Genomic DNA, 13,843 nt, shown 5'->3' with positions numbered 1-13,843 from the left:
CCTATAAAGTTTCTTTCCTTGACAGTCAGAAACCTAGACAGGAAGCGGCGTGCGGCCGTTAAGGCGCTCCGAAAGACCCACAGATGCAGCAGGAGAGCCCCCAAAAGCGAACGTTCTGGGTTGCACGTTTTGCCAGGATCTACCCGCTCTACCTGGTCGCGCTGATCGTGGCATTCCCCATCCTCGTTAAAGGAGTTCTCGAGCACTCCGTCGCTCTACCACTTGCGATTCAGTCCGTCGTGCTGAGCCCGATACTGCTTCAGGCGTGGTCACCCAACGCTGCGGTGACGTGGAACATGGCGGCTTGGACGCTGAGCGCTGAGGCACTCTTCTATATTCTGTTCCCATTCCTCCTGGGGCCGCTCGCTCGCCTGTCACAGCGAGTACTCGTGACAGGTGGAGTCGCGCTCCTCGTGACGGCCGGTGGGGTCGCAGTCGCTCAGGCGCAGTACGCACCCTCCTTCGTGTGGCAGGAGGCGGTCACGCACCTTCCTGCCGTCCGGATCCTGGAATTCGTGATCGGGGTGATCCTGGGGATTGGGTTCGTCGTCCACGGATGGCGTGTCCCCGGGCGGTCGGCTGGTTTCCTGTTAGCGCTGGCCGCAGTTCTACTGTGCATCGTTCCGGGTCTCGCCCCGAAGAACTTAATCGGCAATGCCCTCCTGATCCCGTTGTTCGCTCTCTTGATCTTGGCCCTCGCGAACGGAACCGGATGGACGGGCCGCATCCTCTCAACACGGACAGCCGTCCTGCTCGGCGAAAGCAGCTACGCTGTGTACCTTCTCCACCTTCCTCTGTACCAGTACTACAATCGGGCAGCGGACTTGGTGGCGCCGACATTCGCTGTCTCTCTAGCGGGTGTGTTTTTGTTTACCATCGCGCTCGTCTTTGTTGCGATATTCGCCTACCGCTACATCGAAGTCCCCGCGCGGCGCCAGATTCGAACGGTCTGGAAGGCACACGAGGACAGGAAGGCGGTCACCCCCCGCCTTCTTCTGCTGCCGAAAGGTCCCATAGCAGCTAGCCCAACGGCTCTGCATGACTAGTGCCGCATCCAGTCATCCTCGACAGTGTTATCCACGCTCGACGCGCTAGCCGAGCGGTGTGTTAGCGAAAGTGAACACTGCGTAGCTGGGCACGGCCAATCGGCCGACCTTGATCGCGACAATGGGCGCCGGAGGGTACTTGAGCCGATATGGGGGATCAGTGTGGGGGACGGCGACGATCGTCCCGACATCCCTTGCCCGTCTAACCGTCACGCCTCAAAGGAGGCGGTACTACCCAAGACCACGATTCGGTCCGGCTTCAACCGGGTCATCACTTCGGTTTTTCGAATACGGTCGTTAAGCCCAGAACGATCGGAGTGAAGGCAATGACTTTTTCCGGCATTGATGGTCTTTAAATCAATGTGCAGCGCGCCCAGATTGCCTGCGCGTTCACCGCCGAACGGTCCGAGCTCTGTGGCACCCGCGATTGGTTGGACCGCAGCCTCTCTCGAACCCGAACCGAGTAAACTTGCAGATCGGATTTTAGGGGCTGTGCACGTGGTCGACCTGGACCTTCCGCTGTGCGCGCGCCTGGACGCGCTGCAACGCGAGGCGGAGCCGCAGCTCACGGCCGTGCGGCGGCTCGACGTGGGCGGCAACCACTAGTCGCGCTCCGAGCGCGACACCTTCGCGCGCCTCTACGAGGACCGCATCGTGCAGCTGCGGCTCGAGGTCGCGTCCGACGACGCGGATGCCGGCTCCCTCTACCGCTACATCGGCCGGGTCGGCCTGCGCGACGAAGACCTGCAGCCGCTGCTGCTGCTGGACTGGCGGGTGCCGCAGGCCAGCGCGTTCTACCAGGCCACCGCGGCCACGCCGCACGGGGCCCGCGCCCGGCGCCACCTGCTCTCGAAGGGGCGGTAGATCATGCGGATTGAGGACGAGATCCTCGACGCCGCACTGCTCGCCGCCCTGACCGCGCAGCGCACCGGACACATGTCCGACATCGTCTCCACGATCCAGGCCGAGCAGGACCGCATCACCCGTTCCGACTTCATCAAGGGCGTGCTCGTCGTGCAGGGCGGTCCCGGCACCGGCAAGACCGCCGTGGCGCTGCACCGCGACGCGTACCTCCTCTATACACGTACGCACCGGGATCGGATGATCCTGGCGAAAGTCCTGAGCCTCGTCGTCGGCGATGTGCATGCGCTCGTGATGGCATCCGTAGTTGCATATTTCGTCTTTGTCGCACTGCCCCTGCTAGTGCTGTGCAGACCGACAGACCACAAAGTGTTGAGCTTCGCCAAGCGCAGTCCTGCGGCTATTCGCGGGGAGTAGATCTGCGAGACGCGAAGAAATGCGGCGCCCCGTCGCGGTGGACGGCGAGATGTTGCGTTTCTGAAAATGGCGAGCGTACCTTGTTGCTGCTCTGTTCCAAGGAAGTGGTACCCCTTGTATTGGTTAGTTGCGTCAGGCTGGCTTCGCAGCGCGTGCTAACGGGTGGATGCCTCTCGTGGCCTTGACCCCGGAGAGTGGACACGGGTTAAGCGGCGAGTTGGATCTCTGCGGCCTGTGACGAGTATTGCATCTCGAAGTCCACTGGCGTGACGTGCCCGATCGAGGAGTGCCGGCGGCGGCGGTTGTAGCGGTCCTCGATCCAGTCCGCGACGCCTTGGATCGCGCGGGCTCGGGTGGGCCAAACCCGGCGGTAGTAGAACTCGGTTTTCAAGGTCGCGAAGAAGCTCTCAGCCATGGCGTTGTCCCAGCAGATCCCGGTGTATCCCATCGACCGGGTGATGCCGTTCTTGGCGGCAAACAGGGTGATCTGCTCCGACGCGTACTGGGTGCCGCGGTCCGAGTGGAAGATCACGTCGCCGGGCGGTCTCCGCGCAGCACCATGGCCATCGTGAGGGCGTCCTGGATGAGGTCAGTGCGCATGTGGTCGGCGATGGCCCAGCCGATCACGCGGCGGCTGTGAGCGTCGATGACGGTCGCCAAATACACCCACCCCTCCCAGGTCCTCAGGTAGGTGATATCGCCCACCCAGACCTGGTTCAGCGACCCGGTATCCCACTCGCGTTTGACGGCGTCGACCGGGTAGGCGTCAGCGTGGTCGATGATCGTGGTCGTCTTCCACTTCTTCGGACAAATGCCCACCAATCCCAGGCGTTTCATGGTCGCGGCGACGGTCTTGCGGGAGATGATCTCCCCGTCCGCGCGGAGATCGGCCAGGATCCTCGGCGCCCCGTAGACCTCGTCGGAATCGCCGTGGAAGAAGGCCACTTTTTGCTCGATATGCACCCGCCGAAGCGACGCCGGCGACGGCGGCCGGCCGACCCAGGGTCACGTCCCGCTGAGTGGTGGAGTTTCTCGACACCGTGCAGGTCAGTGTTTCTGATTATGCAGCAGTGAGCTCGGGAACGGTAATCACCCCCGTGAGCACGCTGGCGTCGTCGTTGTTGAGGGCGTCGTTGAGGGCGTCGTTGAGGGCGCCTAGCTGGCGCATAGAGCCCTCGGAGAGGTAGCGGCGGGTCGAGGCTTCCCACTCGTCGTGTTGCTCGACGAGGACGGCGCCAGCGAGACGGAGCAGGGCCGCGGGGTTGGGGAATACGCCCACGACGTCGGTGCGTCGTTTGATTTCTTTGTTGAGGCGTTCGATGGGGTTCGTGGACCAGATCTGCCGCCAGTGTTTGGGCGGGTGGGAACCCGCTGAACGCGAGCAGGTCCTCGCGGGCGTCGTGGAGCATTTGGGCGACTTTGGGGTGGGAGCGTTCGAGCATGCGGGTGACTTCATCGAACTGGGCCTGGACGTGTTTCGCGTCGGGTTGGGCGAAGATGGTGCGGATCACGCTGGCGACCATTTCCTGGCTCGCGCGCGGCACGATGGAGAGCACGTTGCGCATCTGGTGCACCCTGCAGCGCTGCCAGCTCGCGCCTTGGAACACGGTGCCGATGGCTTTCTTCAAGCCCGTGTGGGCGTCGGAGATGACGAGCTTGACCCCGTCCAGGCCCCGGGTCCTCAGCGAGCGGAGAAAGCTCGTCCAGAAGGCCTCGGTCTCGCTGTCGCCCACGTCGAAGCCGAGGACCTCGCGGCGCCCGTCGGCGGCAACACCGATCGCGACGACCATGGCTTGAGAGATGACGCGGTGGTTCACGCGGGCCTTGCAGTACGTGGCATCGAGGAACACATACGGGTAGCCGGTCTCGCCGAGGTCCCGGTCGCGGAACGCGGCCACTTCCCCGTCCAGATCCGCGCAAATCCGGGACACTTCCGACTTCGAGATCCCGGTATCAGCGCCGAGGGCCTTGACCAGGTCGTCAACCTTCCGCGTCGAGACACCGTGGAGGTAGGCCTCCATGACGACGGCGAACAGCGCCTGGTCCACCCGGCGGCGCCGCTCGAGCAGCGCGGGAAAGAACGATCCTTGCCGCAGCTTGGGGATCTTCAGGTTCAGGTCCCCGGCCGTCGTCGACAGGACGCGCGGGCGGGTCCCGTTGCGTTGGGTGGTGCGGTCTTCGGAGCGTTCGAAACGGCCGGCACCGATGATGGCGCTGGCCTCCGCATTGATGAGTTCCTGGTAGAGCGTTTCGGTCGCGACGCGGATGCGGTCGGGGACATGGGTGAGCTTGAGTTCCGCGAGGAGGTCAAGCAGGGCAGACTGGTCTAGAGCCATCGTGTGATGTGTCTTTCTGTGAGTTCTTTGATCGGTTCTCACTGACCATCGCACGATGGTTTCCTACGTTGTTAATCCAACGCCCCAAGACCGGGAACTACACCACTCCACGGGACGTGACCGACCCAGCGTAGTAGCCCGACCGGGAGACCTCGAGAAGACGGACCATGCGGGTGATAGTGAAGTTGGTCTTCTCCGCCAGCATCAGTTCGAACGCTTGCCGTTCGTATCCGACGCTTCCTGGGCGAAGAAGATGGACGCTTTTTCAAGAACGCCCTGTCCATCTTCAGGTCCGCGTTTTCTTTCCGAAGCCGCAGCAGCTCAGCTCGTTCAGACTCCGTCACCTCGGTCTGCCCGGTCTCGTTGCGACCCTTGAACGCGGTCACCCACCGGCCCAGCGTGGCCTCGTTGATCCCGAGCTCGCGGGCGACGGTCGCGACCGCTCTGCCGGTGGTCAACACCAGCTTCACGGCCTCGTCTTTGTACTCAGGAGTGAACTCCCGACGTGATCTTGCCATAGTGAACATTCTCTCTTGTGAGGTGTCCACTCGACGGGGTCAGGGCCATCGAGGGATGGGGCGTCCGTATAGTGGAAGCAGTAGTTCCTGCGCGTGGAAGGCAGAAAAGTTATGGCGCCGTTCGATGGGCGACAAGTAATCGCGGTTTTTGCACCTTCTTATCCACCTGCGTTCCTAGGCGGCGGGCCCGCGCGTTCTTTGGACGCGCTGGTGGGCGCCGCGGCGTCACGGTACGACATCGCGGTTCTCGCGCCTGACCGGGATCTTGGCGGGTCGGGACCTCTGGCCGTCATTTCGAACCGTTGGATTGCCAGAGATGGCTCCACGGTGATGTATGTTTCCTCAGGTCCTCGCGACGTCCTCGCAGGGCTGACGGCAGCTCGCCGCCGAGCGCCACAGGTTCTATACCTAAACAGCTTTTTCAACCCCGTGTTTTCGATCCTGCCTCATGTTCTTTGGCGGTTCGGATTCTGGGGTCGCCCCGTGCGATTGATGGCACCGCGGGGTGAAATGGGGCGAGGCGCATTGGGTCGTCGGTCTTTGAAGAAGAAGATGTTCATGGTCTTATTCCGTATATTGCGTCTAAATCATGGTCTCGTTTGGCATGCTTCCTCTCCGGCCGAGGCAGATGACATTCGTCAGATTTGGGGCGACGGCGCGGACATAATCATCCGCGAGAATGAGACCAGGCTTCCGGGAGTTGCGTCGACCCCGATATTGGCCCCTGCGGGGTCTCCCGTGCGGCTCGTTTATTTGGCTCGTATTGTTGAACACAAGGGCCTCGCCATCGCCCTCGAAGCGCTGGCGTCGTGCACGGCGCAGGTCCGTTTTGACATCTTGGGCGGTTTCGAAGACGTCGGGTATGCGGCAAGGTGTCAAGCCGCAGCTGCGGCTCTCCCGCCTAACGTGGAAGCACGGTTCTGGGGGCCGGCTGAACCGGAGAGCATCCGGGCAATCCTCGAGGACCGAGACATTCTTCTTTTGCCGACTGCGGGAGAGAACTTTGCCCACTCTGTTGCCGAGGCTCTCTCAGCATCTTGCGTCGTCATCGCTTCGCATACCACGCCATGGACCCGGACCTTGTCCTCCGGAGGTGGTCATGCCGTTACGGAGCGAACGGTCGAAGCTTGGGAGCGGGCGCTCAGCAACTTCGTGAACCTAGATGCTGAATCCTTGCTCCAAGCGCGTCTGGGCGCCATGCGCGCCTATAACCGCTGGAAGAGCAGGCCGCAGGACATGCATGTGTTCGATCAGGTTTCCCTCAGGCACACTCAGGACGTCTCGGACGACTAGTTAGTCAGCGCCTCAGAGTAGTTCAACGTTTGAGGAATGAAGCCTGTACTTAGTGTCGAGGACGGGGAGAGCAATCCCCTCAAGTACCGATAGGTCAAGCTCATCGTGATCGGTTATGACAACAGCGGCATCAAAGTCCGACAGCGAGTCGGTGCTCAGATCGGTCTTGCAGACCCCAAAAGGCCAGCGATGCTGTTCGACATGATCGTCGACAGCCGAGAGTACCGCCCCAAGTTCACTGAGCAATTCGATTAGGCGGAGAGAAGGCGCTTGGCGAATGTCGCCGGTGTTCTTCTTGTATGCCAGCCCGACGATCAGGACGCGTGATCCCCGGAGTGCTTTGCTCTCGCGATTGAGCATGAGGATCAGTCGCTCCGCGACGTAGTCGGGCATGTGATCATTCACGTCATTTGCCAGTTCAACGAAACGAAAGTTCTGTCCAAGTTTTCGACGCACTTGCCAAGAGAGATAACTCGGGTCGACGGGCAGGCAGTGCCCTCCGACGCCGGGGCCGGGCGTGAACTTCATGAAGCCGAAGGGTTTCGTCGACGCCGCTTCAATTGACTCCCAAACATTGACGCCGAGCTGATTGGCAAAGATCGCAAGTTCGTTTACTAGCGCGATGTTGACATGACGAAATGTGTTCTCAAGAAGCTTCGCGAGCTCGGCCTCCTTTGGGCTCCTCACGGGCACGGTGCGATTCACCAGGCAGTCGTAGAAAGATTGGACTGCGGTCAATGAGGCGGCGTTGATCCCGGACACAACCTTGGGGGTTTCAACGAAGCCCCAGACCTTATTGCCTGGGTCGATCCGTTCGGGGCTGTATCCCACCTGGAAATCACGTCCCGCAGTGAGCCCCGAGCCCTGTTCGAGGATGGGAACCAAAAGCTCTTCGGTCGTGCCGGGATAGGTAGTTGACTCCAGCACCACGGTGGCGCCGGGCTTCAGCCTCACCGAGAGCGATGCGGCTGAGCTCTCAATGAATGAAAGGTCTGGAAGACTTTCGCGGAGCGGCGTCGGAACCGTAATCACAGCTACATCGAATCCAGCGCTGTCGTCATAGTCGGCCGTTGGTAAATACCGGCCAGAATCGAGCGCTGAACGCAGTTTTTCGCTGGAGATGTCATCGACGTAGGAGATCCCCGCTCGAAGACTCTCGGTCCGGTTGGTGTCCAGGTCCACGCCAATCACGTTGAACCCTACGGTGACGGCCCTCATTGCAACCGGAAGACCCACGTAGCCTTGGCCGACAACTACGAGCGTGCGATTCGTGTGCATGATTCCCTATTCGCGGGTTTATCTTTCTGCCAAGGCAGTGTGGCCGCAAGGAAAAAACTACCAGAGGTAACCCAGATGGGGCACACTGCTGAGGGACTCTCTATTCGACACAGTCGAGGCGGTCAAAATGAGCTCCTATCGACGGCGGCTGTGCAGTCACGTTCGCCTTGCCGGGCAGCGTGATACCTGGGTCACCAGCTTGGCGCGAGCAGCGGCTTCAGGCAAATGGCTTGGCTGCCTCCGAAATCGAGTGGACCTGGATGTTGCGCCGTTGAATAAAAGGGGCCCGACTCGCGTAGTCTCGGTGTGGAGCCATTCGGCTTCGCGATCAATTCCAGGGGGATGAGTCGCAGCCGTCGGTTGTTCGACGGGCGTGCTCGACGCTAAAGCGTTCTGTCGTTCGTCGGCGCGACATTCCACGCACCCCAGTCGAACAAAAACGGAGAGCGATGCCTCGCGCGCTTATTACCGGAATTACCGGACAAGATGGCCTCTACTTGGCGGAACTGCTCCTGCAGAAGGGCTACGAGGTGTTTGGCCTCATCCGCGGCCAGAACAATCCAAAGATAGACCTCGTGCGCCAGATCGTTCCCCGGGTAACCCTGCTGAACGGCGATTTAACAGATGTTTCCAGCTTGGTCCGCGTGCTGTCGATCGCCCAGCCGGACGAGGTGTATAATCTGGGCGCCATCTCATTCGTCGCCTATTCTTGGGAGAATGCGTCTATGACCTCCGACGTCACGGGCAAGGGGGTCTTGAATATCCTTGAGGCTACCCGCCTGTACGCCGGTGACGACATCTCGAAAGTCCGTTTCTATCAGGCGTCCTCGTCGGAAATGTTCGGCAAAGTCCAAGATGTTCCGCAGCGGGAAAGTACGCTGCTCTGGCCGCGTTCACCATACGGTGTCGCGAAGGTCTTTGGCCACTACATGACCATCAATTATCGCGAGTCATACGGTCTTCACGCCTCCAGCGGCATTCTCTTCAACCATGAGTCACCGAGGCGCGGTCCGGAGTTCGTGACCCGGAAGGTCTCACAGGCCGTTGCGCGAATCAAGCTAGGGGTTCAGTCGGAACTGACTCTTGGAAACCTCGATGCCAAGCGGGACTGGGGTTTCGCCGGCGACTACGTTGACGCGATGTGGCGCATGCTTCAGCAGCCCGAGGGAGGCGACTTCGTGGTGGCCACCGGAGAAACACACTCCATTAGAGAACTGATAAACGTTGCCTTCGGTGCCGTTGGCATTGAGGATTGGAGGCCCTTCGTCAAACAGGATCCTCGCTTCATGCGCCCCGCCGAAGTTGACCTCTTGATCGGTGACCCGAGCAAGGCGCGGGATGTGCTCGGTTGGGAGCCTCTCGTGGGCTTCGAGGAACTCGTGACCATGATGGTCGAGAACGACGTAGTCGAGCAAACGATTTTGGCTCGCTAGGCGGCGCCCCAGATGCCTCGCGCGTTCGTCACGGGAATCTCCGGTCAGGATGGGAGCTACCTCTCTGAGCAGCTTCTTGCACAAGGATGGGACCTGCACGCGCTCGTTCGCGAGGCGAGCCGGAGTGACGAGCAGCCAGTTGGCGACCAGGTGGTTCAGCACGTCGGCGACTTGACGGATTTCGTCGGCGTGACGCGAATCCTTGACGAGGTGGAGCCGGACGTCGTCTTCAATCTCGGCGGGATTAGCTCCGTGGCAACATCGTGGGATGAACCGGCAGCTACCGGGGAGATCAGCGGCGTCGCGGTTGTTGCGCTGCTCGACGCGTCGCTGCGCCTTCAAGAGCGACGGGGCTCCGAGGTCAGATTTGTTCAAGCGTCCAGTTCGGAGATATTCGGCGATGCCGAAGTAGCTCCCCAGTCGGAACTCACGCCCCTGAGGCCGATCTCTCCCTACGGCTTGGCGAAAGCCTACGCACATCAGGCTGTGGGGATCTACCGAGCCAAGGGCCTATTCGCGACGTCATGCATTTTATATAACCATGAGTCACCTCGTCGGCCCCGTAGCTTCGTGACGCGAAAGATCACCGCAGGTGCGGCCGAAATTGTGGCGGGGAAGTCCGACCGGCTCATGCTTGGCAACCTTGATGTCAAGCGTGATTGGGGATGGGCGCCTGACTACGTGGACGCTCTCACGCGTGCTGCAGCGGCTCCGGAACCTGCTGACTACGTCATTGCGACGGGGGTAGCACACTCGGTTCGAGAGTTCGTGGCTGCGGCGTTTAACGCCGTTGGGATACCGGACTGGGAGTCATATGTGGGAACCGATGCGAGGTTCGTGCGACCGGCCGATGCGCACGAAATGCGCGGCGACTCGAGCAAAGCGCTGAGCGTCCTGGGATGGAGTCCGACGGTCGATTTCACAGAGGTTGTCGCCTTAATGACTAGGCACGACCTAGGACTGCTCGCTCCCTGAATATTGGGTTTGCTCTCCGACACGCGCGCGGCAGTTGTCTCCGTTCGACTGGTGCCGGTCAAGAGCCTAGAGGCCTCTTTATTGAGAACACTGAAATCCCGATGGTGTTGCCATGATGGACGCTTCGCCTTGTGAGGTGCTCACGCTCGGGGTTCATGCCCACGCGAATAATTGCTGAGGGATTCCCTCCCGAGCGTCGAGCGGTTCTGCATCCCTCGCGCAACCTGATTCAATGGCTCAGTGAGCGTAACAACTGAGTTCAGAGCGCGTCGGCAGAACAGGCGCGTGAAATCGCGCATCCATCGACGGTGGTGGTTCTGGCCCGCGGTCCTCCTCAGCGTGGTGACGATCCTTGGTGTCTGGGTTGGCGTGCGAGGTCTAATGGCAAAAGGAGAGCTGGAAGCGGCCATGCCTATTGCAGCGACGGTGAAGTCCCAAGTTCTTGCGGGCGACTCGGCTTCGGCGAGATCGAGCGTGAAGTCCATGGCGTCACATACTGCTCGAGCACGCGAGTTGACCAGCGACCCACTTTGGAGGGTCGCGGAAATCGTGCCGATCATCGGGCCCAACCTCCTGGCCGTCCGAGAACTGGCGGGCATCACTGACGATGTGATATCTGGGGCGGTGCAGCCGCTGGCAGACGTCGCCTCCACCTTGGAACCGGCGACCCTTATGCCAGCGGCCGGTGCAATTAGCCTGGAGCCAATCGAGGAAGCCGCTGCGACCGTGGGCCAGTCCAGCAAAGTGGTTTCCGCAGCAAGTGAACGCCTGAGGGCGATCAACACCAGCGCGACCGTAGGCCAGCTCACGAGTGCCATCAAACAGTTCAACGGATTGCTTGCGGCTGTCGGGCCCGCGCTCGCCTCGGCAAGTGAGCTTCTTGGCATAGCGCCAGACGCTCTCGGCGCGAACGCACCCCGCAACTACGTAATTGTGTTCCAGAATAACGCTGAGGCACGGGCGCTCGGTGGGACCTCGCTCTCATTTGCCCTTATTACGGTTGACAAGGGACACATCACTCTCGGCAATGCCGTACCTGCAGGATTCGGGAACTTCGCCTACTACCAAGAGTCGGTGATCCCGATGCCAGACGGGGTCTCAGCGCTGTACGGTTCAGAGTTCGGCCGCGCCATGTCGAACGTCACGGTGCGCCCCAGTTTCGTCAGCGCGGCTGAGGTGGCACGGGAGATGTGGAAGCGACAGTTCGGCACCGGCGTCGACGGCGTGATTTCGGTTGATCCAATTGCACTCGGATACTTGCTGCGTGCTACCGCACCGATCCCACTCACGACCGGCGACGTCCTCACGAGCGAGAGCCTCGTACCGCTGCTCCTGAATGGTGTCTATACGCGCTATTGGTCGGACAACATTGGCGCCGATAATTCGGCACAGGACGCTGTCTACGCGGAGATTGTTGAGAAGACTTTTGGGGAGCTGTCGAGCGGAAGTCTCGACCCGGCGTTGCTGACATCCGCCCTGACGCAGGCCGTCAGAGAACGTAGGGTCCTCATGTGGAGTCCCGACGAGAAAGAAGAGGCCGTTTTTGCGTCCCTCGGGGTTGACGGCGCACTGCCCAAGAGCGATGTGAAGATCGACAAAGTTGGAGTCTACTTTCAGGAAAACGTCGGCTCGAAGATGAACTACTACCTGAAGCAAGCTGTCAGCCTGGGCCAGGCCGCGTGCCGAGCCGATGGAAAGGCGTCCTATCGCATCGGCGTTGATCTCACCAACGAGCTGCCGCTTGATGCGGCGACATCGATCAGTCCGTCGATTCTTGGGCAGTACATCCGGGAGGGGCTTGCCCCTGCCGTGCAACGAATGTTGGTGATGGTCTATGCCCCGCCCGGTTCGCAGATCGTGGGAGCCACGGTTGACGGGGCTGCGGTGCCGCTCGAATCGTTCCACGACACCGACTACCCGGTGGCGAAGCTGATCGTGAGCATGGAGCCCGGCGCCACGTCGAAGATGACAATCGACGTGGTGGCGGCTGGCGCCAGCAAGAAGGCGCTCGAGGCTCAGGTCACTCCGATGGTGAACCCCACGACGATCTCGGATCTGCCGCTCGACTGCGCGACTGTCGCGGTGGGGTAGCCGTCGCGGCGGGGCTACAGGCCGATGGCGAAGGCGGCGGAGCCGATGACGCCGGCGGAGACCGCAGCGACGGCCAGAAAGGCGTACTGCAGTCCTTTGGTGCTGCGACCTCGTCGCAATAATGCCTTGTGGCTCATCTGCTCGGGCCGGATTTTAGTCACAATTTTCACTGTAGTGCTGCGGTGACACCAGACTCGCGGTTTTCCGCCCCCCAAGGAGGGGGGTTGGGCCGCCTCGCCTGATGTCCGAGGTTAGGCTTCAGGGGTGGAGAAGACGATATGAAACTATCCGTAATCGGCTGTGGCTACCTCGGGGCCGTGCACGCTTCGGCGATGGCCGAGTTGGGCCACGACGTGGTGGGCATCGATATCGATGCTCGAAAAATCAACCAGCTGGCCGCGGGCACACCGCCGTTCTACGAGCCCGGCCTGCCCGAGATTCTCACCTCGGCCATGGCATCGGGTCGGCTGCGCTTCAGCACCGACGTTGCCGATGCCGCCGGCGCGCAGGTGCATTTCGTCGGCGTCGGCACCCCGCAGAAAGCGGGCAGCCACGCCGCCGATCTCAGCTACGTCGACGCGGCCGTGCAGTCGCTGCTGCCGCATCTTGCCGCCGGTGACCTGGTCGTGGGCAAAAGCACGGTGCCGGTCGGCACCGCGGCCCGCCTGGCCGACGTGATCGAGGCATCCGGCAGTGGGGCTAGCCTGGCCTGGAACCCCGAGTTTCTGCGCGAGGGCTTCGCCGTGAAAGACACCATCAGCCCCGACCGCCTGGTCTACGGGGTGCCGGCCGGCGCGGCCGGCGAGCATGCCACCGCGCTGCTGAACGAGGTCTACGCGTCGGCGATGGCTGCTGAGACGCCACTGATCGTGACCGACTACGCGACGGCCGAGCTCGTGAAGGTCGCAGCGAATGCGTTCCTCGCCACCAAGATCAGTTTCATCAACGCCATGAGCGAGATCGCTGACGTCTCCGGGGCGAACATCACCGAGCTGGCCGACGCCATCGGGTTCGACAACCGCATCGGCCGCCGCTTTTTGAACGCGGGCGTCGGGTTCGGCGGCGGCTGCCTGCCCAAGGACATCCGCGCGTTCACGGCCCGTGCCGAGGAACTGGGCCGGGGCGAGTCGGTCTCCTTCCTGAAGGAGGTCGACGCGATCAACATGCGCCAGCGGCAACGGGTGGTCGCGATGACCCTGCAGGCCCTGGACAAGCCCGTCTACACGGCCAAGGTGGCCGTGCTTGGGCTCAGCTTCAAGCCGCACTCCGACGACGTGCGGGACTCGCCGGCGCTAGACGTGGCCGTGCAGCTTCGGGGCCTCGGCGCCGACGTGGTGGCGACCGACCCGCAGGGGATCGAGAACTCGAGGTTGCGGCATCCGCAGCTCACCTATTCGACCAGCATCGAGGAGACCCTGCGCGCCGCCGACGCGGTCGTGCTGGTTACCGAATGGGCCGAGTTCAAGCAGATCGACCCGGTGTGGGCAGCGACACTGGTGCGCGTGCCGATCATTATTGACGGTCGCAACACCCTGGACGCCGCCGCCTGGCGGGCTGCCGGCTGGACCTACCTGGGGCTGGGGCGACCGTGACCG

Annotated in this window: 11 protein-coding genes and 2 pseudogenes; 7 read left to right on the top strand and 6 right to left on the bottom strand. The window is 61.8% G+C overall.

Annotated features, from left to right (window positions below):
• Positions 1-83: 83 nt before the first annotated feature.
• Entirely contained in the window at positions 84-1,046 is a 963-nt protein-coding gene (locus E3T42_RS00540) for an acyltransferase (protein ID WP_134402266.1), read from the top strand.
• A gap of 498 nt (positions 1,047-1,544) precedes the next feature.
• Positions 1,545-2,168 (top strand): annotated as a pseudogene (locus E3T42_RS17080) (AAA family ATPase); the annotation flags it as partial.
• A gap of 361 nt (positions 2,169-2,529) precedes the next feature.
• Here E3T42_RS17080 and E3T42_RS00530 read toward each other — a convergent pair.
• The 4 genes and pseudogenes from E3T42_RS00530 to E3T42_RS00515 form a co-directional block, all read right to left on the bottom strand.
• Positions 2,530-2,856 carry an integrase core domain-containing protein gene (locus tag E3T42_RS00530; protein WP_134402265.1) on the bottom strand — a complete coding sequence of 109 codons (327 nt, stop codon included), beginning with the start codon at positions 2,854-2,856 and terminating at the stop codon, positions 2,530-2,532.
• Entirely contained in the window at positions 2,853-3,287 is a 435-nt protein-coding gene (locus tag E3T42_RS00525; RefSeq protein WP_134402264.1) for a DDE-type integrase/transposase/recombinase, read from the bottom strand. The genes E3T42_RS00530 and E3T42_RS00525 overlap by 4 nt, the downstream gene beginning before the upstream one ends.
• A 97-nt stretch (positions 3,288-3,384) precedes the next feature.
• Positions 3,385-4,660 (bottom strand): annotated as a pseudogene (locus E3T42_RS00520) (IS256 family transposase).
• 71 nt (positions 4,661-4,731) lie between these two features.
• A complete protein-coding gene (locus E3T42_RS00515; RefSeq protein ID WP_166805282.1) occupies positions 4,732-5,178 on the bottom strand; it encodes a transposase in 447 nt (148 codons plus the stop codon).
• 540 nt (positions 5,179-5,718) lie between these two features.
• On the opposite strand from E3T42_RS00515, the gene E3T42_RS16555 reads away from it, so the two are divergent.
• Positions 5,719-6,471: a glycosyltransferase gene (locus tag E3T42_RS16555; RefSeq protein WP_166805281.1), complete on the top strand. Its 753-nt coding sequence runs from the start codon at positions 5,719-5,721 to the stop codon at positions 6,469-6,471.
• 12 nt (positions 6,472-6,483) lie between these two features.
• Here E3T42_RS16555 and E3T42_RS00505 read toward each other — a convergent pair whose 3' ends face one another.
• Complete coding sequence (locus E3T42_RS00505) at positions 6,484-7,749, bottom strand: nucleotide sugar dehydrogenase (RefSeq protein ID WP_134402261.1); 1,266 nt, start codon at positions 7,747-7,749, stop codon at positions 6,484-6,486.
• A gap of 449 nt (positions 7,750-8,198) precedes the next feature.
• Between E3T42_RS00505 and E3T42_RS00500 the strand changes: the two genes are divergently transcribed.
• From E3T42_RS00500 to E3T42_RS00490, 3 genes are all read left to right on the top strand, one after another.
• On the top strand, positions 8,199-9,182 hold the full coding sequence (locus E3T42_RS00500) for a GDP-mannose 4,6-dehydratase (RefSeq protein WP_134402260.1): 984 nt from the start codon (positions 8,199-8,201) through the stop codon (positions 9,180-9,182).
• A 12-nt stretch (positions 9,183-9,194) separates the two neighbouring features.
• Positions 9,195-10,157, top strand: a complete 963-nt coding sequence (locus tag E3T42_RS00495; RefSeq protein ID WP_134402259.1) for a GDP-mannose 4,6-dehydratase — start codon at positions 9,195-9,197, stop codon at positions 10,155-10,157.
• 285 nt (positions 10,158-10,442) lie between these two features.
• Complete coding sequence (locus E3T42_RS00490) at positions 10,443-12,248, top strand: DUF4012 domain-containing protein (protein ID WP_134402258.1); 1,806 nt, start codon at positions 10,443-10,445, stop codon at positions 12,246-12,248.
• A gap of 14 nt (positions 12,249-12,262) precedes the next feature.
• On the opposite strand, the gene E3T42_RS16550 is transcribed toward E3T42_RS00490, so the two are convergent.
• Positions 12,263-12,409, bottom strand: coding sequence for a hypothetical protein (locus E3T42_RS16550; RefSeq protein WP_166787127.1), 147 nt, complete (start codon positions 12,407-12,409; stop codon positions 12,263-12,265).
• Positions 12,410-12,526: 117 nt separating this feature from the next.
• On the opposite strand from E3T42_RS16550, the gene E3T42_RS00485 reads away from it, so the two are divergent.
• Positions 12,527-13,840 (top strand): UDP-glucose/GDP-mannose dehydrogenase family protein, encoded by a 1,314-nt coding sequence (locus E3T42_RS00485; RefSeq protein ID WP_134402257.1) that lies wholly within the window; start codon positions 12,527-12,529, stop codon positions 13,838-13,840.
• Positions 13,841-13,843: the final 3 nt, after the last annotated feature.

It is taken from the genome of Cryobacterium sp. TMT4-10 (assembly GCF_004403275.1).
GTDB lineage: Bacteria > Actinomycetota > Actinomycetes > Actinomycetales > Microbacteriaceae > Cryobacterium > Cryobacterium shii.
Note: the sequence above shows the minus strand (reverse complement) of the source record. Positions and strands in the feature narration are given on the sequence as shown.

What these genes read in the sequence shown, in the direction of transcription:
- E3T42_RS00485 (WP_134402257.1), top strand. Translation starts at nt 12,527, where the DNA reads ATGAAACTATCCGTAATCGGCTGTGGCTACCTCGGGGCCGTGCACGCT.
- E3T42_RS00515 (WP_166805282.1), bottom strand. Translation starts at nt 5,178, where the DNA reads ATGGCAAGATCACGTCGGGAGTTCACTCCTGAGTACAAAGACGAGGCC.
- E3T42_RS00495 (WP_134402259.1), top strand. Translation starts at nt 9,195, where the DNA reads ATGCCTCGCGCGTTCGTCACGGGAATCTCCGGTCAGGATGGGAGCTAC.
- E3T42_RS00505 (WP_134402261.1), bottom strand. Translation starts at nt 7,749, where the DNA reads ATGCACACGAATCGCACGCTCGTAGTTGTCGGCCAAGGCTACGTGGGT.
- E3T42_RS00540 (WP_134402266.1), top strand. Translation starts at nt 84, where the DNA reads ATGCAGCAGGAGAGCCCCCAAAAGCGAACGTTCTGGGTTGCACGTTTT.
- E3T42_RS00500 (WP_134402260.1), top strand. Translation starts at nt 8,199, where the DNA reads ATGCCTCGCGCGCTTATTACCGGAATTACCGGACAAGATGGCCTCTAC.